Consider the following 19,041-nt stretch of genomic DNA (forward strand, 5'->3'; position numbering starts at 1 on the left):
TCAGCGTTCTTTCACATAAGGTTCGCCACCAGCGCGCGGCGGCACGGCCTTGCCAACCAATCCGGCCAGCACGATGACCGTCAGGATATAGGGCAGGGCGTCGAGTACCGGCACAGGAACCCGCAGTCCAACCGATTGCAGCACGTCGGGCCGCAGCGCCAGCGACTGGAAGAAGCCAAACAGCAGGCAGGCCCACAGCGCATGCCATGGCCGCCATTTGGCGAAGATCAGCGCCGCCAGCGCGATATAGCCACGACCGGCCGTCATCTCGCGCCCGAAGCCCGCCTGCAGCCCGGTCGCCATATAGGCGCCCGCCAGACCGCAAAGAATGCCCGCGATCAGCACCGCCGCAAAGCGCAGCCGCGCGACCGAGACGCCTGCGGTATCGACAGAGGCCGGGTTTTCGCCCACAGCACGCAGCCGCAGGCCAAAGCGTGTCCGGTAGAGCAGCCACCAGGTTGCCGGGACCAGTGCAATGCCGACATAAACGAGCAGCGGATGGCCCGAAATCACATCGGCATAAAGCGGCCCGATGATCGGAACGGACCGCAATGCATCGGCGAAGGGCAGGGTGACCTCACCCATCCGGGCGCCACCTTCAAGCGGTGGGGTGCGTCCGCCCTGACCGAACAGCGCCAGCGCAACCAGAACGGTGATGCCCGAGGCTACGAAATTTAGCGCCACGCCGGAAATCAGCTGATTGCCCCGGAAGGTGATCGAGGCCAGCCCATGCACCAGCGCGAAGAGCAAAGAGCCTACAATGGCCGCCAGAGCCCCCAGCCAGACCGAGCCCGTCAGATAGGCAACCGTCCCTGCGCACATCGCCCCCATCAGCATCTTGCCCTCAAGCCCGATGTCGAAGATGCCCGCCCGTTCCGAATAGAGACCGGCAAGGCAGGCAAACAGCAGCGGCGTCGCGAGGCGCAGCGTCGTGTCAAGGAGCTGAAGGAATGTTGCGTAATCCATCATCGCCCCCTTATGCCCGCCGCGCGCGGAAGGCAAAGCCCAGCATCATGCGCACCATTTGGTCCAGCGCGCCGGTGAAAAGGATCACCAGACCCTGCACCACGATCCGCAGTTCGATCGGGATCGTCGTCTCAAGCCCAAGTGCCGCGCCACCCTGATAGAGAAAGCCGAAAAGGATCGCGGCCAGAAATACGCCGACCGGATGGTTTCGCCCCATCAGCGCCACGGCGATTCCGATGAAACCAGCCCCCTCGGCTGAATTCTGCAGAAGCCGTTCTGCCTGTCCCATCACATTGTTGATCGCCATCAGACCCGCCAGCGCACCCGAGATCAGCATGGTCACGATGGTGATCTTGACAGCCGAGATACCAGCGTAGCGCGCGGCCTTTTCGGATTTCCCGAAGGCGCGGATCATATACCCAAGCCGCGTGTGCCACAGCAGAACCCATGTCCCGACACAGGCGAGAATGGCCAGAAAGAAGCTGATGTTGGCCGGCACCTTCTGATACATCGGCTCACCTGCCGGGTTCAGGCGCACCTGACCATCCGGCGTGTAGCGCAGGAAGAAGTCGCTGATGAAGGGCAACTGGTGGAAATGCGGCAGCGAGACCGTGGCCGGAAACCGGGCAGAGGCCGGGTCCATGCTGGTCGGCGGCCGCAGGAAATCGACCAGAAGCCAGATCATCAGCGCTGCGGCGATGTAGTTGAACATGATCGTGGTGATCACGATGTGGCTGCCGCGTTTGGCCTGCAGATAGGCCGGAACTGCGGCCCATGCCGCTCCGAAGACTGCCGCTGCCACCATGGCACCGATCAGCGCCAGCGACCAGTGCGGCCAAGGCAGCATCAGGCAGCACAGCGCCACGCCCAGGCCGCCAAGCTGCGCCTGCCCCTCGGCGCCGATATTGAAGAGCCCGGCGTGATAGGCCACCGTCACCGCAAGCCCGGTAAAGATGAAAGAGGTCGCGTAATAGAGCGTATAGCCCCAGCCTTGCGGTGACATCAGCGCACCCTTGACCATCACCGTCAGCGCCTGCATGGGGCTTTGCCCGATGGCGAGCAGCACGAGCGCCGACACCAGCGCCGCTAGGATCAGTGAGATCAGCGGCACCAGAACGACATCGGCCCATTTGGGAAGCGAGTTCATGCGGCACCCCCTTCGGCGACACCGGCCATCAGCAAGCCAAGCTCGCGTTCATTGGTGGTGGCGGGATCACGCTCGCCCATGATGCGGCCGTCGAACATCACGGCGATGCGGTCAGAAAGGCTCATGATTTCATCGAGTTCCACGGATACGAGCAGCACGGCCTTTCCGGCGTCGCGCAGCGCCACGATCTGCTTGTGGATGAATTCGATCGCGCCGATATCGACGCCGCGGGTGGGCTGACCCACAAGCAGCAGGTCGGGGTTTCGCTCGATCTCGCGCGCGACGACGATCTTCTGCTGGTTGCCGCCCGAGAAGTTCTTGGCGGCCAGCGTCGGAATGGGCGGGCGCACGTCAAAGGTGGCCATCTTGGCCTCGCAATCGGCGCGGATCGCGGCATTATCCATCAAGAGCGCGTTCTTCTGATATTCCGGCGCGTGGTGGTAGCCGAAAGCGACATTCTCCCACGCCGTGAAATCCATGATCAGGCCAAGCACCTGCCGGTCTTCGGGTACATGGGCGATGCCATCGGCACGCCGGCTTTGGCCGTCGGAATGCTTGCCTGTCAGGTCCAGCTCCTTGCCGTTGATACGGATGGTGCCGGTGCCGTGATCGATGCCGCCCAGAACCTCCAGCAGCTCGGACTGGCCGTTGCCGGCGACCCCGGCGATGCCGAGGATCTCGCCTGCGCGAATGTGCAGATTGATGCCCTTCAGCCGCTCGACCCCGTGTTCATCGACGACACGCAGGTTTTCAACCTCAAGCACGGTGCGGCCGGGGTTGGCGGGTTGTTTTTCGACCTGTAGCAGCACCTTGCGGCCCACCATCAGCTCGGCCAGCTGTTCGGGGCTGGTCTCGGCGGTCTTGACGGTCGCCGTCATCTGGCCGCGACGCATGACGCTGACGGTGTCGGTGATCTCCATGATCTCGCGCAGCTTGTGGGTGATCAGGATCACGGTCTTGCCCTGATCCTTGAGCCCGTTCAGGATGCGGAACAGATGGTCTGCCTCGGCCGGGGTCAGAACGCCGGTTGGCTCGTCCAGGATCAGGATCTCGGCCTGACGATAGAGCGCCTTCAGGATCTCCACACGCTGCTGGTGGCCCACGCTCAGATCCTCGATCAGGGCATCGGGATCGACGTCAAGTTCGTATTCGCGGGACAGCTGGTCCAGAACGCGGCGCGCCTTGGACAGCGAGGGGGCGAGCATCGCGCCATCTTCGGCGCCGAGAATGATGTTCTCGAGCACCGTGAAATTCTGCACCAGCTTGAAATGCTGGAAGACCATGCCGATGCCGGCGCGGATGGCGCTCTGGCTATCGGGGATGGAGGTCGGGCGGCCGTTGATCAGGATCTCGCCGCTGTCGGCCTTGTAGAACCCGTAAAGGATGGACATCAGCGTGGACTTGCCTGCGCCGTTCTCGCCGATGATGCCGTGGATCGATCCCTTAGCAACCTGGATCGAGATGTCCTTGTTGGCCTGAACCGGGCCGAAGGCCTTTGAGATGCCCTTCAGCTCGATGGCGAAGGGGGCGGCAGGTGTCTGCCGCCCCGAACCAATGGCGCCCGCCATGGCGATCAGAACGTCGCCGCCGGGCAGGTGTTGTCCGACATATAGTCGTGCACCTTCAGCTCGCCCGCCTTGATCTTTTCCGCCGCTGCATCGACGGCCGCCTTCATCTCGGGCGTGATCAGTGCGGCGTTGTTGTCATCGAGCGCATAGCCCACGCCTTCGGCCTTCAGGTCCAGCGTCGTGATGCCGGGCTCGATAGCCTCGCCTTCCTTGAAGGCATTGTAGACGGCCACGTCGACGCGCTTGAGCATCGAGGTCAGAACCTTGCCCGGATGCAGGTGGTTCTGGTTGCTGTCCACGCCGATCGACAGGATACCTTCGTCCGCCGCGGCCTGCAGAACGCCGATGCCCGTGCCGCCGGCAGCGGCAAAGATCACATCCGCACCTTGCGATTTCTGAGCCTTGGTCAGCTCGGCACCCTTCACCGGGTCATTCCATGCGGCCGGGGTGGTGCCGGTCATGTTCAGCACGATCTTGGCATCCGGGTTCACTGCCTTGACGCCTTCGGCATAGCCGCAGCCGAACTTGCGGATCAGCGGGATGTCCATGCCGCCGATAAAGCCCACGGTGCCGGATTTCGAGGCCAGCGCGGCCAGCATGCCGACCAGATACGAGCCTTCGTGTTCAGTGAAGATCACCGACTTCACGTTGGGCTGCTCGACCACCATGTCGATGATCGCGAACTTGGTGTCCGGGTAGTCAGCCGCCACAGTGTTCAGCACATCGCCAAAGGCAAAGCCGGTCATCACGATGGGATTGGCGCCGGCATCGGCCAGCTGGCGCAGGGCTTGCTCGCGCTGCGCCTCGGACTGCATTTCCAGCTCCTTGAAGGTGCCGCCGGTTTCCTGCGCCCATTTGGTTGCGCCGTTGAACGCAGCCTCGTTGAACGACTTGTCGAACTTGCCGCCCAGGTCGAAGATGATGGCAGGATCGGCCGAAACCATTGCCGAAGACAGCGCAAGCGTTGCCGCCGCGCCGAGCAGGGTTTTCATCAGGGTCATGGAAATCTCCCGGTTATCGTTAAGTTTTTTCGCGCCGCCGTTGTCCGGTCTCCTTGCCGGGTGCGGCCTTCACCGCCGAATTAGGGCGGGAATGCCCCAGCCGGTCAAGATGGAATCGCGGGCGATCATGGGGCGCCTTTGATCTTTCGATCAAATTCGTGACGTCAAGTCGCGATGCCGGGCGGTGAAAGCGGGCGCGACAGGACCATCGCATCGACCGCGTGCCCTGATTCCGTGCGGTAATAGGCCCGACGGCGACCGACTGTCGAGAATCCCTGTGCGTGGTAGAGCGCGAGGGCGGGTACGTTGTCGGCGGCCACTTCAAGAAACGCCACCTCGGCACCCCGCACCAAGGCTTCCATCACGAAGTCCGAGACCAGATGTGCGCCCAATCCCTGTCTGCGCGCTTCGGGCGCGACGGCGATGGTCAGCAGTTCTGCCTCACCTGCAACGCAGCGGCCAATCAGAAATCCATTGGGTTGAAAAAGGGCATAAACCTGAGGATCGGCTAGAAGCTGTGCGATTTCTGCGGCCGACCAAGGGCGCGGGACCGTAAAGCACCGCGCGTGCAGGGCGGCCATCTGTGCCGGAGTCATGGCAGAATCACCGGCGGCGGGTCGGCAGGCGGTGCCGCATCGGCGCCACGCAGGTAGAAGGGGGCCGGGCGGGGGCCAGGCGAGCTTGTGGCAGCAATGCGGGCAATCGCCTCGGCCAGGGGCTGGGCGGGGGGCAGGGCGTCCGCGATTGCCGATCCGGTGCGGTGTGGGACCTCGGGCAGGTCTGCAACTGGCATCAGCCGCGCCTCTTCAAATCCCGGCATATCAAAGCCTTGGGCATAGGCCTCGGCCCGGCGCGCGTCCTCGGCCACCAGAAGGGGGCGGGGCAGACCATGGGCCAGCGCCGCAAGCCGCGTGACGCCAATCGCCGGGATGCCAAGCCCAAGCGCCAGCCCGCGCGCGGCCGCGACAGAGATGCGCACCCCGGTAAAGTTGCCGGGGCCGGTGCCCACGCCAATCCGGGTAAGGTCAGCCCAGTCCAGATCCGCGTCTGCCAGAAGTTCGGCCAACATCGGCATCAACCGTTCGGCCTGACCTTTTTCCATCGGTTCCAGCCGGTTCAGCACAGTGCCGTCAGGCAAAAGCAAAGCGGCCGCGCAATGCGCGGCCGATGTGTCAAAGGCCAGTACGGTCTCAGGCGGCAACAGGGCGCACCTCGAGCACCTCAGGGATGTAATGGCGCAGCAGGTTCTCGATCCCCATCTTGAGCGTCAGGGTCGAGGACGGACAGCCCGCGCAGGCGCCCTGCATGTGCAGATAGACCACCCCACGGTCAAAGCCGTGGAAGGTGATGTCGCCGCCATCCTGAGCAACGGCCGGACGCACGCGGGTGTCCAGCAACTCCTTGATCTGGCGCACGATGTCGTCGTCTTCAGCCGCGTGGTTGCTGGCATGGCCGCTGCCGGCGGCCTCACCCTGCATGACGGGGGCGCCCGACTGGAAATGCTCCATGATGGCGCCAAGGATCGCGGGCTTGATATGGTCCCAGAGGGTCTCTTCCGTCTTGGTGACGGTGACGAAGTCCGACCCGAAGAACACGCCCTGCACGCCAGACACCGCAAAAATGCGCTGCGCAAGCGGGCTTTGCGCGGCCGTATCGGCCGAGGGGAAATCCGCAGTCCCAACTTCGAGCACGGTGCGTCCGGGCAGGAACTTCAGTGTCGCGGGGTTCGGCGTGGATTCGGTCTGGATGAACATTGGATATCTCCGACGATGCTTGTCGGATATGGGCCCGAGGGGGCGTCAAGTCAAGCCGGACCGCCGCGCCGTTCCCGCGACAGGGTGACCTTATTCGGCCGACCAGTAGCCGAACATCTGATCCAAGGCCGAGATTTCGCGGAGCGGACCCTTGGCCGGGGTAGGCACATAGTAGGCAAGCGCGTCTTCGGTCTTGATGGCGACAGGCGTCACATCCGGCTCTGACGGGGCCGGGCGTGGGGTTCTTGAAGGTCGCATGAACATGGACGAAGCCTTTCTTTCAGCGCTTCCTCCCTGCGCGCAATTTATGCTGCGATGCGGCAAAAGTCCAGTCCGCCGCAGGGAAATGACGTGAGGTCGCGCCGGCGGGGCGGCTTTTTCAGGTGATCGCCTCAAGCCGTTCCTTGGACATGTCGCCCGGAACGATGGTAATCGGAATGGGCAGTGTGCCCGAGTTGCGGCTGAGTGTGGTGACCAGTGGACCCGGGCCCTTCTTGTCAGTGCCAGCGCCCAGAACGAGGATGCCGATCTCGGTGTCGGCCTTGACCTGCGCCAGAATCTCGGTCGCGGGGTCGCCCTCGCGGATCACGAGTTCGGGGTTCACGCCTTGCTTGTCGCGCATCCATTTGGCGAAAACCTCGAAATGCGCTTCAATCCGTTCGCGGGCCTCGGCCCGCATCAGATCAGCCACACCCATCCAATGGCGAAACTCCTCTGGCGGGATGATCGACAGGATTTGCACGCCCGCCCCGGTATGGGCTGCCCGCAATGCCGCATAGCGCATCGCGTTGAGGCATTCGCGGCTGTCATCCAGCACCACCAGAAACTTGCGCATACCGATCCCCTCGCCGGGCCCTTGTTCCGGGCCTTCCTGTCGGGGCGGATCATGGACTGCTCCGGGCGGGCTTGGCAAGCGGGGAGGCATGGAAGGGGGCTTGCATATTACCAACTGAAACAGTAAGGAAATATCGATCGAGCCTGAAGCCAGATCCGGAAACAGCGCCAGACAGGGCGCAAGGAGGCAACATGGCGACGATATGGGATGATCTGCTGGCGGCGGATGACATGGCCCGACGGCATGGGGCAGGGGGCATGCACCCCCGGCTGCGCAAGGCGATCGAGGCAAGCACGACGTTCGCTTCCCGCTCCAGCGGGCCTGTGGCGGGTGCCGATCCGGTGACGGCTGGCGAGAATGTCGTCTGGCTGCATGGCCCGGACGCCTTGCCGCAGCGGGGGCGCGCATGACCGACCTTTGCCCACCCCGTCCGAACACCGTCCTTGTCGACACCCTGGCACTGGATGATCTGGAGCTGGGCGTGCTGTCCGTTCTACGTCATTTCCTGACGAGCTTCGCGCAGCCGGAAACACAGGCCTGGACCGTGGCTTTCACCGTTGCGACCGAGCGTTGGGGCGTTGCCGAAGGGCCGCGGCTTGCGCAGGGTGTGCTGGCGGTGCTGCAGGCCCTGATGAACTGCCGGTCAAGTGGCCTGCGCTTTTCCAACCCGATGTGCGAGGGGTGCCGGCTGCGGGCGACCTGCGATGAGGCTGCCTTCATGACCATGCTGCATTGCATGCGCCGGGATCGGACAGCCGAGGCGCGCGCGGCCCTGGCGGAGCTGACGTTCGGGCGGATGGACAGCACGCTGATCCAGACAGGTCTGGCGCTTGCCTCGCGCTTTCCTGCCGAGCGGGGTGGCGCATGGCGGACCGATGCAAGGATGCCTTCGGCCGCGCTGCACTAGCGCGGTCCCCCACCCCGAGCCATAGACAGGTGAAGGGCGAGCGAGGGCGCGAAGAACAGAAGCCACCCTGTCGTCACAAAGACCCACAGGAGCGCCGGGAACCACAGGACACAGAACAGGACGCCCACGCGCCCGGCCCATTGCATCGCCGCGCGCCCCGGCATGGCGCGGCGCAGCCAGAGCAGCAGCAACCTGCCGCCATCCAGCGGCTGCACAGGCACCATGTTGTAGACGAACAGAAACAAGTTGACCGCTGCGGCCATGCCAAGGGCGGGAACCAACGCAAGGCCCAGCGGGATCCAGCGGGGATTATCCAGCACAAAGTGATAGACGCCCACTTGCATCAGCCCAAGCCCTGCCCACAGGGCAAGGCTTGTCAACGGGCCCATCAGAACCGTGAACTCTTCCTGATGTGCGAATCCGCGCGCGGATTCGCAGTAGCCGCCGCCCGCGTGGATGACGATGCGGCGCACCTCGAGCCCCTGCACATGCGCGCCCCAGGCATGCCCGCATTCATGCAGCAGGACCGAAAGGAACAACAGCACAAGGAAGCTGACCGGCCCGGCCCCCCCCCGCCCTGAAAGAGCGAGAAGCCGAGGATGAAAAGCACAAGTACCCCGGCCGACTGCCGAACCTCCAGCCGCGCACCGAACGGGCCACGCAGTTCCAGCAGGTTGGCTTCGGGCATCATGCCGCGCGGGCCGCAGCGCTGGTCGCCCAGTCCATGTACAGCGCACGGACATGATCGGTCATCCGCCGGCTGCGATAGGTCGTGTCATCGAGGCGGGCGACCGAGGTAACCTTGGCAAAGTTGCCTGAGAGGAAGACCTCGTCCGCGGCTTCGAAATCGGCGAAGGTGAGCACGGTTTCCCGCACCTCTATCCCGTCGGCGCGCAGGTTCGCGATGTGGCGGGCGCGGGTAATGCCGGACAGGAATGTGCCATTGGCGATGGGGGTGAAGACCACGCCATCCTTGACCATGAAGACGTTGGCCGTAGCCGTTTCGGCCACGTTGCCCATCGCATCGGCGACAAGCGCGTTGCCAAAACCCTTGTGCTTGGCCTCGACCAGCATGCGGGCGTTGTTGGGGTAGAGGCAGCCGGCCTTGGCGTTGCAGACCGCATCTTCCAGCACGGGGCGGCGAAAGCGGGTGCGGGTCAGCGTCGTCTGCGCCTCGGCCGGTGGCATCGGAACCTCTTCGAGGCAAAGCGCAAAGGCCGTTGAGTTTTCCGCCGGCGCCACGCCCAGTTCCGAGCCGTCGACCGCCCAGTACATCGGGCGGATGTAGACTGCCTGCCCGCGCCCGTAGGGACGCAAGCCCTCGCGCGCGATGTCGAGCATCTCGTCCGCGCTGACGGTCGGCGTAATCATCAGCGCCTCGGCCGAGCGGTTGACACGGGCCAGATGCAGATCCAGGTCCGGGGTCACGCCGTCGAAAAGGCGTGCGCCGTCAAAGACCGAAGATCCCTGCCAGATGCCATGATCCGCCGCACGCATGACCGGGATATCGCCCTCGTGCCAGCGGCCTTCAAAGTAGGTGCGGATGTTCTTGCCAAATGCCATGGTCGCCTCCGTTTCGTGCCGACTTAACCACCGCAGCCGGGCGAGGTCCAGCGCAAGGCTGTCACCGTTACAATTGGCGAAAGGGGAAGGTTGGGGGCGCTCGCGCCCCCTCTGGGCCTGTCGGCCCATTCACCCCCTGAGGATATTTGAGAAAAGAAGAATGGGGTGGGTTCGATCGGTCTGGATAGCTTCGGCGTGAGGTGTGGCACGCACCGAATGCAGGGTCAGGCGGCCTCGGACAGAAGTTTGTTGAGGTCGAGCCGTCCGGTGACCATTTTCAGATTTCCCTCTGCATCGCGCGGCCAGTCGGCAGGCGGACGGTCGCGGTAAAGCTCCACTCCATTGCCGTCAGGATCGCGCAGGTAGATCGCTTCGCTGACCCCGTGGTCAGACGCGCCCTCAAGCGGCCAACCGGCGTCAAGAATACGCTTCAGCGCTCCGCCCAGGCTCGGACGGTCGGGAAACAGGATCGCGGTGTGGTAAAGACCGGTCGTACCCGGCGCCGGTGGCTGGCCGCCCTTGGATTCCCAGGTGTTCAGACCGATGTGGTGATGGTAGCCACCGGCGGACAGGAACACGGCCTGCGCGCCGTAGCGTTGGGTGATCTCGAAGCCAAGGATGCCCTGATAGAACGCGAGCGCGCGGTCAAGGTCGGCGACCTTGAGGTGGACGTGGCCGATGCGGGTTTCGGGTGGCAGAAGCGGCTTGTCGGTCATGGCATCCTCGGCAGGCTTGGGCGTGTCCCAAAGAATAGGCGCGCAGCCTTGGTCCGCATAGGCGCAGGCCCGCACAGGGCCTGTCCGACCCGCGCACAGATCAGCGGCGCGCGCCGCCGATCCAGACGGCATGCACCGCGCGGTCGTCGCCCATCATGATCGTCGGGAATACGGCCTCCCAAATTGTTCCGGCGCGATGGCTCGCCTGCGCGATCGCAGGCGTGGAGGCGAGGTCGATCACCACGAGATCGGCCTCCATCCCAGGCGCGATGTTTCCGATCCGGTCATCGGCCAGTAGGCTGCGCGCCGATCCTTGCGTCGCGAGCCACCACAGTTCGGCCGGATGCAGTGCGCGCCCCTTGAGCTGGCCTACCTCATAGGCCGCAGCCATCGTCCGCAGCATTGAGAAGCTTGATCCGCCGCCTGTGTCGGTGGCGAGGCCAACGCGATGCCCGGCGGCCTTCAACCCGCCCATGTCGAACAACCCCGAGCCGATGAAGGTATTCGACGTGGGGCAGTGGATGAGGCTCGCATCGACCTCGCGCAGGCGGTCTTTCTCGCGCGGCTCAAGGTGGATCGCGTGGCCATAAAGCCCGCCCCGGCCGAGAAGACCGAACTGTTCATAGGTATCGAGATAGTCGCGCGCTTGCGGATAAAGGCCCTTCACCCATTCAATCTCGTCCAGCTGCTCGCTGAGGTGGGTCTGCATCAGGCAGTCGGGGTGCGCGGCCCACAGGGCGCCAAGCGCCTCAAGCTGTTCGGCCGTCGATGTGGGCGAGAAGCGCGGCGTGATGACATAGGAAAGGCGGTCAACGCCATGCCATTTCGCGAGCAGCGCCGCACTGTCGTCATAGGCCGATTGCGCCGTGTCGCGCAGGCCATCGGGCGCGTTGCGGTCCATGCAGGTCTTGCCGGTCCAGATCCGTTGACCGCGTGCTCTGGCCTCGGCCATCAGCGCGTCGACTGAAGCGGGATGGATCGTCGCATAGGAACAGACCGAGGTCGTCCCGTTGGCCAGCGTCAGATCCAGATAGCGCGCTGTCACCTCGGCCGCATAGGCAGGATCGGCAAAGCGCATCTCTTCAGGGAAGGTATACGTATTCAGCCAGTCGATCAGACGCTTGCCCCAACTGGCGATAATGGCCGTTTGCGGATAATGCACATGCGCGTCGATGAAGCCCGCCGAAACCAGATGCCGGCCATAGTCGGTGACGCGGGCCTGCGGGTACTGCCGGCGCAGGGCGTCGGCGGCACCGACTGCGGCGATACGCCCCCCCTCGATCACCAGCGCCTCGTCGATCCGGGCGGCTGACGGCCCTTCGGCGAAAGGATCGGCGGTAAAGGACAGGACCTGGCCCAAAAGAAGATCGGTCATTGCGACGCTCCGGTTCTTGCCTTGTTAGCCTAGAGGGTTGCGTCCGCCCGGTAAATTTCTTGCTTCGCACTGTTTCTTTGAAACTGCTTCGCATAAGGTCGCGCCAATCGGTTTGGAGGCGCGATGAGCGATCGGCAGGCAGCAATCGAGGCAGAGGACGAAGAGGCGCTGGACCCCCGGCGCGTCGCGGCGATTCTCGAGGCGGTCGAGGCTGGTGATGCCCTGCGCCTGCAAGAGCTGGCCGAGCCCCTGCATGCCGCTGATGTCGCCGACCTGCTGGAGCAGATCGGCCCGGTCGATCGTCGCGCGTTCCTGTCGCTCTATGCCGCCGAGATTGACGGGGACATCCTCTCCGAGATTGACGATTCGATCCGCGAAGAGGTGATCGAAGCCCTGCCGCAGGACATTGTGGCCGAGGCCGTCCGCGAGCTGGACACCGACGACGTTGTTGATATCCTTGAGGATCTCGAGGCGCCGCAGCAGGAAAAGATCCTTGAGGCGCTGGAGGTTGCCGACCGCGTCGCTGTGCAGCAGGCGCTGTCCTATCCGGAATATTCCGCCGGGCGCCTGATGCAGCGCGAGGTTGTCGTTGCGCCCGAACACTGGTCGGTGGGTGAGGCGATCGACTTCCTGCGCAGCTCTGACCATCTGCCCGACCAGTTCTACCACGTTATCCTGATTGACCCGCGCATGCGCCCCAAGGGCTACGTCACTTTGGGACGGCTGTTGTCATCGCGGCGCGATGTGGTGCTGAAAGACATTGTCGAAGACAGTTTCCGCACCATCGAGGCGACGGATGAGGAATCCGAGGTCGCCTATATCTTCAACCAGTATCACCTGATCTCCTGCCCGGTGGTCGACGAGAACGGCAAACTGGTTGGAGTGATCACCATCGACGACGCGATGAACGTGCTGGACGAAGAGCACGAGGAAGACATGCTGCGTCTGGCAGGCGTGGGCGACGATTCGAGCCTTTCGGACGGCGCGCTGGCTACAGCCCGGCAGCGCTTGCCTTGGCTGGTCGTCAACCTCTTTACCGCCTCGCTGTCTGCCATCGTCATTTCGCGGTTCGAGGGAACGATCGCCGCGATCGTGACGCTGGCCGCGCTGATGCCCATCGTTGCCTCGACCGGTGGCATCGCGGGCACACAATCGCTTGCGGTGGCGGTGCGCTCGCTTGCGACCCGCAGCCTGACCTCATCCAACGCGCGGCGCGTGGTGTTGCGTGAACTGGGCGCGGGGATTTTGAACGGGCTGGGCCTTGCGCTGATCCTCGGGCTTGCCGGGACGCTGATCTTTGGCGACCCGAAGCTTGGCGCGGTGCTGGGCATGGCGATGATCTGCAACCAGATCGTTGCGGCACTTGGCGGCGTGCTTGTCCCGCTGACGCTGAACCGGATGGGGCTTGACCCTGCGCTTGCCTCGGGCACCTTCGTCACGACGCTGACCGACGTTATGGGCTTTCTTGCCTTCCTCGGCCTCGCCACGGTGATCCTGCTATGACGCTCAGTGAATTGAAGGCGGCCGCCCGCAAATCGGCTTTTGCCGTACGGAAAGAAGCGTTTGCCCGCGGACAGGGGCAGGCCGCAGCAATCCTCGCCGATTTCCTTGCCCCCCATGCAGCCCGTCCACTGGCGGGCTACATGGCGATGCGGACCGAGATCGATCCGCTGGACGCGATGGCCGCCCATGCAGGGCCGGTCGGCGTGCCGGTGATTACGGGTGCGGGGCAACCCTTGCGCTTTCGCGAGTGGGGGCCGGGTTGTGCGTTGATCGAGGGCGAATTCGGCGCCCGTATCCCGGCCGAGGGCGCCTGGCTAGAGCCTGAGGTGCTGATCGTGCCGTTGCTGGCCTGGGATCGGCGTGGGTATCGTCTGGGTTATGGCGGCGGGTTCTATGACCGCACGCTGGAGTGGCTGCGCAGCCGTCACCCGACGCTCGCCGTGGGTTTTGCCTTCGCCGCGCAAGAGATGCCCGAGGTTCCGACGGAACCAGTGGACCAGCCGCTGGATGCCATCATCACCGAAGAGGGTGTCCTGACCTTCGGCTAAAGCGGCGCGCAGGCCGCTTGCAGCCAGTCGCGTGCCGCGCCCTCGACGCGTGGTCCGATCTTCGCTAGAACCTCGGCGTGATAGGCGTCGATCCACGCGCGCTCGCCGGGCGAAAGCATCGCCAGATCGATCAGGCGGCGGTCGAAGGGGGCAAAGGTCAATGTCTCGAACGTAAACTGCGGGCGGTTGTCGCCAAGGGGCGGCGCCTCGGTCACGACGATCAGGTTCTCCAGCCGGATGCCGAATGCACCCTCGCGGTAGTAGCCCGGCTCGTTTGACAGGATCATCCCCGGCTGCAGCGGCACTTCGGACAGCCGCGAGATGCGCTGCGGCCCCTCATGGACCGAAAGGAACGCGCCGACGCCGTGCCCGGTGCCGTGGTCGTAGTCCTGCCCCGCCATCCACAGCGCAGCCCGTGCAAGCGCATCCAGGTCGCGACCTGCCACACCTTTGGGAAAGCGCGCGCGGGAAATCGCGATCAGCCCCTGCAGCACGCGGGTATAGCAGGCGCGTTCCTCGTCCCCGACGGCACCAACGGCCATGGTCCGGGTGATGTCGGTCGTGCCATCGTGATATTGCCCGCCGCTGTCCACCAGCAGCAACTCGCCCGTTCGCACGGGGCGATCGGTGTCGGTCGTCACACGGTAGTGTATGATCGCGCCATCGGCGCCCGCGCCGCAGATCGTGTCAAAGCTGATGTCATGCAGGGCATTCGTCGCCCGGCGGAAGCCCTCCAGCGCCTTGACCACGGAAATCTCGGTCAGCCCACCTTGCGGCGCCTCGGCATCGAGCCAGGCAAGGAAGTTCACCATGGCCGCGCCATCGCGCAGATGCGCGACCCGCGCGCCCTCGATCTCGGCTGGGGTCTTGCAGGCTTTGGGCAGTTTGCAGGGATCGTCACCCCAGACACAGGCCACCCCCGCTGCCTCCAGTTCTTGCGAGACGGCAAGCGGTGCCGAAGCCTTGTCCACCCGCACGGGGCCGGTCAGGGTGTGCAAACCGGGGACAAAAGCCGCCGGTGGACGCAGCGTGACATGGGCTCCCATATGTGCGCGGATCGCATCGTCAAACTTGGCGGGTTCGGCATAAAGCGTGACCCGCGCATCGTCATGCAGCACGGCAAAACCGTGCAGCACGGGGTTCTTGGGGACATCGGCGCCGCGGATGTTGAGAAGCCAGCAGATGCTGTCGGGCAAGGTGATGACCGCAGCCTTCTGCCCGGTCTCGCGCAGGATGCCAGCAAGGCGTGTACGCTTCTGCTCGCCAGTGGCCCCGGCAAGGGCGACGGGGTGCACAAAGGCGCGCCCCATCGGTGGATCGGGCTGGTCGGGCCAGATTGCATCCACCATGTTCGGCACCGCGCGCAGGCTGACTGCAGAGCCTTGCAGGGCGGTTTCCAGCTTGGCGATCTCATCAGCCGTATGCAGCCACGGATCGAAACCGACGATCCCCGCTGCAAGATGGCTGGCAATCCAGGGGCCGGGTTGGACCTCGGGCCAGTCAACGGGCGTGAAGGCCGCCAGGTCGACCTGGGCGCGCACCTGCACGCGATAGCGCCCGTCGACGAAAACCCCCGCCACTTCGGGCAGCACAACGGCAAAGCCGGCAGAGCCGGTAAAGCCGGTCAGCCAAGACAGCCGTTCATCCCGCGCGGCGACATATTCCCCCTGATGGGCGTCCGAGCGGGGCACCAGAAATCCCCGCAGTCCTTCGGACGCCAGCCGTTCCCGCAATGCCGCCAGTCGCGCGGCACCCTTTGCCGGATCAGCCTCGCTGGTAAAGCTCTGGAACACGCGCCTTGTCCTTCTTCTTTTCCCAAGTATCCCGGGGGTGAGCGCCCGAAGGGCGCGAGGGGGCAGCGCCCCCTTACCCCAGCTTGCGGCCCAGAAGACCGCGTGCCCGTTTGCGCGGATCGCTTTCGAAGAGGCTTGCCAGCTGCTCGGTCATCGCACCGGCCAATTGCTCGACATCGGTGATCGTGACCGCCCGCTGGTAGTAACGGGTGACGTCATGGCCAATGCCGATGGCTATCAGCTCGACCTGCTTCTTGCGCTCGACCATCGCAATCACATCGCGCAGGTGCTTTTCAAGGAAGCTCGCCGCATTCACCGACAGGGTGGAGTCGTCCACCGGCGCCCCGTCCGAGATCACCATCAGGATCTTGCGGGCCTCAGGCCGGTGCGACAGACGGCGATGCGCCCATTCCAGCGCCTCACCGTCAATGTTCTCTTTCAGCAGGCCCTCTTTCATCATCAGGCCGAGGTTCGGTCGCGCGCGCCGCCATGGCGCATCGGCGCCCTTGTAGACGATGTGGCGCAGGTCGTTCAGGCGTCCGGGCTGTTGCGGACGGCCCGAGGCCAGCCACTTCTCGCGGCTCTGCCCCCCCTTCCAGGCGCGGGTGGTAAATCCGAGGATCTCGACCTTGACGCTGCAGCGCTCCAGAGTGCGCGCCAGAACGTCGGCGCAGATCGCCGCGATCGAAATCGGGCGTCCGCGCATCGAGCCGGAGTTGTCCAGAAGCAGCGTCACGCAGGTGTCGCGGAACTCGGTGTCCTTTTCCTGCTTGAATGACAAGGGCGTCGTCGGGTTGGCGACAACGCGGGCCAGACGCCCGGCGTCCAGCGTGCCTTCCTCAAGATCAAACAGCCAACTGCGGTTCTGCTGCGCCTGAAGGCGGCGCTGCAGCTTGTTGGCCAGACGGCTGACGGCCCCCTTCAGCGGTTCGAGCTGCTGGTCGAGATAGGCGCGAAGGCGCTCCAACTCCGCCGGCTCGGCCAGATCCTCGGCATGGATCTCCTCGTCGAACTCGGTCGTGTAGACGGTGTAGTTCGGGTCGGCGTCTGAATGCGGCGCGGGGGGCGGAGGCTCCAGCGGGGCCTCGCCCTCGGGCAGTTCGGTCTCTTCCGCCTCGTCCATATCGGCCGCGTCATCCATCGAGACCTGGGCCTGGGACTGATCCTGGCTCTTGTCCTGGCTACGCTCAGGATCGGCCTCGGCCTCTTCCTGCTCTTCGGCCTGATCCTCGCCGGTGCTGTCGGGGTTCTCTTCTTCCTGGGCCTGATCCTCGGCGTCCTGATCCTCGTCATCGGCATCGGGGTCGTCGCCCAGTTGATCGCCATAGCCAAGGTCCGCGATCACCTTGCGCGCCAGCCGCGCGAAGGACGCTTGGTCGGCAAGTACCTCATCGAGGTGCGACAGGGTAGGACCGGCCTGCTCTTCGATAAAGCCGCGCCAGAGGTTCATGACGTTTTCGGCCGCGCGCGGCAGCGGCTGGCAGGTCGCAAGATGCCGCACCAGATAACCGGCCGCGACCGGAAGGGGCGCATCGGCCGGGTTGGTGATCTGCCCGTACCCCTTGCGCTCGGCCTCCTGACCCAGCTTGTGAGCGATGTTGACGGCCGTGCCAGGCATCGCCCGCGCGCCAAGTGCCTCGGCGCGGGCGGTTTCCATCGCCTCGTAGATCTCGCGTGCAAGGCCGCCGGGCGGCGCATATTTCGCGGCCAGTCCCTCGTCATGGTGTTTGCGGCGAAGCGCCAAGGCATCAGCGGTGCCCCGCGCCATCAGTACTTCGTCCCGCGTCATGCGGCGGCTGACCTGAGGCAGGCGCATCCCCTCCTTCGTCAGGCCCGAAGGGTCGACGGAATAGGTCACGGCCAGTTCCGGATCATCGGCCATCGTCCGTGTGGCGTCGGCCAAGGCCTTCTTGAACGGATCGGCGGGGTTGTCGGCAGGTTTGGTCATTGCGCGCGGGCTCCGGGGCAGAGCGTCAGGTTTCTTCGCCGCACGGGGGGCTGTCTGCCCCCCACGCTTCCCTGCGGGAAGCTCCCCCCGAGGATACTTGGAGAAAGAAGAAATCAAGCGGCGTTCTTCTTTTCGGAAATATCCTCGGGGGGTGAGGCCGCAGGCCGAGGGGGGCAGACTGCCCCCCTGCGGCGATCACTTCATCGCCATCGAGGCGGCGCTTTCAGGCAGTTCTTCGCCGAAGCAGCGCTGGTAGAATTCAGCCACTGTCTGGCGCTCCAGCTCGTCGCACTTGTTCAGGAACGACAGACGGAAGGCATAGCCTACATTGCGGAAGATCTCGGCGTTCTGGGCCCAGTTGATCACGGTCCTGGGCGACATCACGGTCGAGAGGTCTCCGTTCATGAAGGCCGTCCGCGTCAGGTCGGCCACCGTGACCATCTGGTTGATGGTCTTGCGGCCTTTTTCGGTGTTGTAATGCGGGTTCTTGGACAGAACGATCGCCGCCTCGGCGTCATGCGAGAGGTAGTTCAGCGTGGCGACAAGGCTCCAGCGGTCCATCTGCGCCTGGTTGATCTGCTGCACGCCGTGATAAAGGCCCGTCGTATCGCCAAGGCCCACGGTGTTTGCGGTGGCGAAAAGCCGGAAGTAGGGGTGCGGGGTGATGATCTCGTTCTGATCAAGCAGCGTGAGCTTTCCGTCATGCTCCAGCACGCGCTGGATCACGAACATCACATCGGCGCGACCGGCATCATATTCGTCAAACACGATGGCGACGGGGTTCTTCAACGCCCAGGGCAGGATGCCGGGATGGAACTCGGTCACCTGCTTGCCGTCGCGCAGCTTGATCGCGTCCTTTCCGATCAGGTCGATCCGGCTGATGTGGCTATCGAGGTTCACCCGAACGCAGGGCCAGTTCAGGCGCGCGGCCACCTGTTCGATATGGGTCGACTTGCCCGTGCCGTGATAGCCCTGGATCATTACGCGGCGGTTGTAGGCAAAGCCTGCAAGGATCGCGAGCGTCGTGTCCGGGTCAAACTTGTAGGTCGAGTCAATTTCCGGCACGCGTTCGCTACGCTCGGCAAAGGCCTTGACCTTCATGTCGGTGTCGATGCCGAACACATCGCGGACCGAGATTTCTTCCGTGGGTTTCGCAGTCAGATCCAGCATATCGTCCGCCATCATCGCATCGGGCACCCACTTCGGGCGCGGTTCGTTCCAAAGGTTTGTGGATCATATCGCGGGGGGCTGCAAGGGGCAGGGGACCTGCGTGCCGCCCATCGATGGCGCAGTCGGGCAAACGGCCCTTGCGCCTTTCAGAAATCGGTGGACCGCATGCAGGCGCAGCGCTAGCGTCTGTCCAACGTCGGCCACGGAATTTGCTGGCGGAAACCGGGTTTCAGGAAAGCGGCTTGAT

At 64.4% G+C, this 19,041-nt stretch carries 20 protein-coding genes; 4 read left to right on the forward strand and 16 right to left on the reverse strand.

The window, feature by feature from the left end:
- The 9 genes from FQU74_RS04230 to FQU74_RS04265 form a co-directional block, all read right to left on the reverse strand.
- Nucleotides 1–966 carry an ABC transporter permease gene (locus tag FQU74_RS04230; RefSeq protein WP_146285174.1) on the reverse strand — a complete coding sequence of 322 codons (966 nt, stop codon included), beginning with the start codon at nt 964–966 and terminating at the stop codon, nt 1–3.
- A gap of 10 nt (nt 967–976) precedes the next feature.
- Nucleotides 977–2,113, reverse strand: coding sequence for an ABC transporter permease (locus tag FQU74_RS04235; protein WP_146285175.1), 1,137 nt, complete (start codon nt 2,111–2,113; stop codon nt 977–979).
- Nucleotides 2,110–3,681: an ABC transporter ATP-binding protein gene (locus FQU74_RS04240; protein ID WP_146285176.1), complete on the reverse strand. Its 1,572-nt coding sequence runs from the start codon at nt 3,679–3,681 to the stop codon at nt 2,110–2,112. Before FQU74_RS04240 ends, FQU74_RS04235 begins: the two co-directional genes overlap by 4 nt.
- Before the next feature lie 5 nt (nt 3,682–3,686).
- The gene (locus tag FQU74_RS04245; protein ID WP_146285177.1) at nt 3,687–4,682 is read right to left on the reverse strand and encodes a BMP family lipoprotein; all 996 of its coding nucleotides are present in this window, start codon (nt 4,680–4,682) and stop codon (nt 3,687–3,689) included.
- Nucleotides 4,683–4,846: 164 nt separating this feature from the next.
- Nucleotides 4,847–5,278 carry a GNAT family N-acetyltransferase gene (locus tag FQU74_RS04250; protein ID WP_146285178.1) on the reverse strand — a complete coding sequence of 144 codons (432 nt, stop codon included), beginning with the start codon at nt 5,276–5,278 and terminating at the stop codon, nt 4,847–4,849.
- Entirely contained in the window at nt 5,275–5,886 is a 612-nt protein-coding gene (tsaB, locus tag FQU74_RS04255) for a tRNA (adenosine(37)-N6)-threonylcarbamoyltransferase complex dimerization subunit type 1 TsaB (protein ID WP_373289009.1), read from the reverse strand. Before tsaB ends, FQU74_RS04250 begins: the two co-directional genes overlap by 4 nt.
- On the reverse strand, nt 5,873–6,436 hold the full coding sequence (locus tag FQU74_RS04260; protein ID WP_146285180.1) for a NifU family protein: 564 nt from the start codon (nt 6,434–6,436) through the stop codon (nt 5,873–5,875). Before FQU74_RS04260 ends, tsaB begins: the two co-directional genes overlap by 14 nt.
- Nucleotides 6,437–6,526: 90 nt before the next feature.
- Nucleotides 6,527–6,694 (reverse strand): hypothetical protein, encoded by a 168-nt coding sequence (locus FQU74_RS19225; protein WP_158635526.1) that lies wholly within the window; start codon nt 6,692–6,694, stop codon nt 6,527–6,529.
- A 121-nt stretch (nt 6,695–6,815) separates the two neighbouring features.
- On the reverse strand, nt 6,816–7,271 hold the full coding sequence (locus FQU74_RS04265; RefSeq protein WP_146285181.1) for a universal stress protein: 456 nt from the start codon (nt 7,269–7,271) through the stop codon (nt 6,816–6,818).
- Between the two features lie 191 nt (nt 7,272–7,462).
- Here FQU74_RS04265 and FQU74_RS04270 point away from each other — a divergent pair, with 191 nt between their 5' ends.
- Together FQU74_RS04270 and FQU74_RS04275 are read left to right on the forward strand one after the other, a co-directional pair.
- Nucleotides 7,463–7,681: a hypothetical protein gene (locus tag FQU74_RS04270; protein ID WP_146285182.1), complete on the forward strand. Its 219-nt coding sequence runs from the start codon at nt 7,463–7,465 to the stop codon at nt 7,679–7,681.
- On the forward strand, nt 7,678–8,178 hold the full coding sequence (locus FQU74_RS04275; RefSeq protein ID WP_146285183.1) for a hypothetical protein: 501 nt from the start codon (nt 7,678–7,680) through the stop codon (nt 8,176–8,178). The genes FQU74_RS04270 and FQU74_RS04275 overlap by 4 nt, the downstream gene beginning before the upstream one ends.
- Here FQU74_RS04275 and FQU74_RS04280 read toward each other — a convergent pair.
- The 4 genes from FQU74_RS04280 to guaD form a co-directional block, all read right to left on the reverse strand.
- Nucleotides 8,175–8,723 (reverse strand): site-2 protease family protein, encoded by a 549-nt coding sequence (locus tag FQU74_RS04280; protein WP_158635527.1) that lies wholly within the window; start codon nt 8,721–8,723, stop codon nt 8,175–8,177. The two genes, FQU74_RS04275 and FQU74_RS04280, sit on opposite strands and share 4 nt — an antisense overlap.
- 142 nt (nt 8,724–8,865) lie before the next feature.
- Nucleotides 8,866–9,741 carry a branched-chain amino acid aminotransferase gene (locus tag FQU74_RS04285; RefSeq protein WP_146285185.1) on the reverse strand — a complete coding sequence of 292 codons (876 nt, stop codon included), beginning with the start codon at nt 9,739–9,741 and terminating at the stop codon, nt 8,866–8,868.
- A 224-nt stretch (nt 9,742–9,965) separates the two neighbouring features.
- Complete coding sequence (locus tag FQU74_RS04290) at nt 9,966–10,457, reverse strand: VOC family protein (protein ID WP_146285186.1); 492 nt, start codon at nt 10,455–10,457, stop codon at nt 9,966–9,968.
- Nucleotides 10,458–10,557: 100 nt separating this feature from the next.
- Complete coding sequence (guaD, locus tag FQU74_RS04295) at nt 10,558–11,832, reverse strand: guanine deaminase (protein ID WP_146285187.1); 1,275 nt, start codon at nt 11,830–11,832, stop codon at nt 10,558–10,560.
- A gap of 123 nt (nt 11,833–11,955) precedes the next feature.
- Between guaD and mgtE the strand changes: the two genes are divergently transcribed.
- Together mgtE and FQU74_RS04305 are read left to right on the forward strand one after the other, a co-directional pair.
- On the forward strand, nt 11,956–13,335 hold the full coding sequence (gene mgtE, locus FQU74_RS04300; protein ID WP_146285188.1) for a magnesium transporter: 1,380 nt from the start codon (nt 11,956–11,958) through the stop codon (nt 13,333–13,335).
- Complete coding sequence (locus FQU74_RS04305; protein ID WP_146285189.1) at nt 13,332–13,883, forward strand: 5-formyltetrahydrofolate cyclo-ligase; 552 nt, start codon at nt 13,332–13,334, stop codon at nt 13,881–13,883. Before mgtE ends, FQU74_RS04305 begins: the two co-directional genes overlap by 4 nt.
- Here the strand turns inward: FQU74_RS04305 and FQU74_RS04310 are convergent.
- The 3 genes from FQU74_RS04310 to cobS form a co-directional block, all read right to left on the reverse strand.
- Nucleotides 13,880–15,676, reverse strand: coding sequence for an aminopeptidase P family protein (locus FQU74_RS04310; RefSeq protein ID WP_146285190.1), 1,797 nt, complete (start codon nt 15,674–15,676; stop codon nt 13,880–13,882). The two genes, FQU74_RS04305 and FQU74_RS04310, sit on opposite strands and share 4 nt — an antisense overlap.
- 73 nt (nt 15,677–15,749) lie before the next feature.
- Nucleotides 15,750–17,624, reverse strand: a complete 1,875-nt coding sequence (cobT, locus tag FQU74_RS04315) for a cobaltochelatase subunit CobT (RefSeq protein ID WP_146285191.1) — start codon at nt 17,622–17,624, stop codon at nt 15,750–15,752.
- 195 nt (nt 17,625–17,819) lie between these two features.
- Nucleotides 17,820–18,806 carry a cobaltochelatase subunit CobS gene (cobS, locus tag FQU74_RS04320; protein ID WP_146285192.1) on the reverse strand — a complete coding sequence of 329 codons (987 nt, stop codon included), beginning with the start codon at nt 18,804–18,806 and terminating at the stop codon, nt 17,820–17,822.
- Nucleotides 18,807–19,041 lie beyond the last annotated feature (235 nt).

It is taken from the genome of Gemmobacter aquaticus (assembly GCF_007859075.1).
Classification (GTDB): Bacteria; Pseudomonadota; Alphaproteobacteria; order Rhodobacterales; family Rhodobacteraceae; genus Gemmobacter; species Gemmobacter aquaticus.

Excerpts from the sequence above, each read along its gene's own strand:
- FQU74_RS04230 (WP_146285174.1), bottom strand. The coding sequence starts at position 966 with ATGGATTACGCAACATTCCTTCAGCTCCTTGACACGACGCTGCGCCTC.
- FQU74_RS04235 (WP_146285175.1), bottom strand. The coding sequence starts at position 2,113 with ATGAACTCGCTTCCCAAATGGGCCGATGTCGTTCTGGTGCCGCTGATC.
- FQU74_RS04240 (WP_146285176.1), bottom strand. The coding sequence starts at position 3,681 with ATGGCGGGCGCCATTGGTTCGGGGCGGCAGACACCTGCCGCCCCCTTC.
- FQU74_RS04245 (WP_146285177.1), bottom strand. The coding sequence starts at position 4,682 with ATGACCCTGATGAAAACCCTGCTCGGCGCGGCGGCAACGCTTGCGCTG.
- FQU74_RS04250 (WP_146285178.1), bottom strand. The coding sequence starts at position 5,278 with ATGACTCCGGCACAGATGGCCGCCCTGCACGCGCGGTGCTTTACGGTC.
- FQU74_RS04260 (WP_146285180.1), bottom strand. The coding sequence starts at position 6,436 with ATGTTCATCCAGACCGAATCCACGCCGAACCCCGCGACACTGAAGTTC.
- FQU74_RS19225 (WP_158635526.1), bottom strand. The coding sequence starts at position 6,694 with ATGCGACCTTCAAGAACCCCACGCCCGGCCCCGTCAGAGCCGGATGTG.
- FQU74_RS04265 (WP_146285181.1), bottom strand. The coding sequence starts at position 7,271 with ATGCGCAAGTTTCTGGTGGTGCTGGATGACAGCCGCGAATGCCTCAAC.
- FQU74_RS04270 (WP_146285182.1), top strand. The coding sequence starts at position 7,463 with ATGGCGACGATATGGGATGATCTGCTGGCGGCGGATGACATGGCCCGA.
- FQU74_RS04275 (WP_146285183.1), top strand. The coding sequence starts at position 7,678 with ATGACCGACCTTTGCCCACCCCGTCCGAACACCGTCCTTGTCGACACC.
- FQU74_RS04285 (WP_146285185.1), bottom strand. The coding sequence starts at position 9,741 with ATGGCATTTGGCAAGAACATCCGCACCTACTTTGAAGGCCGCTGGCAC.
- FQU74_RS04290 (WP_146285186.1), bottom strand. The coding sequence starts at position 10,457 with ATGACCGACAAGCCGCTTCTGCCACCCGAAACCCGCATCGGCCACGTC.
- guaD (WP_146285187.1), bottom strand. The coding sequence starts at position 11,832 with ATGACCGATCTTCTTTTGGGCCAGGTCCTGTCCTTTACCGCCGATCCT.
- mgtE (WP_146285188.1), top strand. The coding sequence starts at position 11,956 with ATGAGCGATCGGCAGGCAGCAATCGAGGCAGAGGACGAAGAGGCGCTG.
- FQU74_RS04305 (WP_146285189.1), top strand. The coding sequence starts at position 13,332 with ATGACGCTCAGTGAATTGAAGGCGGCCGCCCGCAAATCGGCTTTTGCC.
- cobT (WP_146285191.1), bottom strand. The coding sequence starts at position 17,624 with ATGACCAAACCTGCCGACAACCCCGCCGATCCGTTCAAGAAGGCCTTG.
- cobS (WP_146285192.1), bottom strand. The coding sequence starts at position 18,806 with ATGGCGGACGATATGCTGGATCTGACTGCGAAACCCACGGAAGAAATC.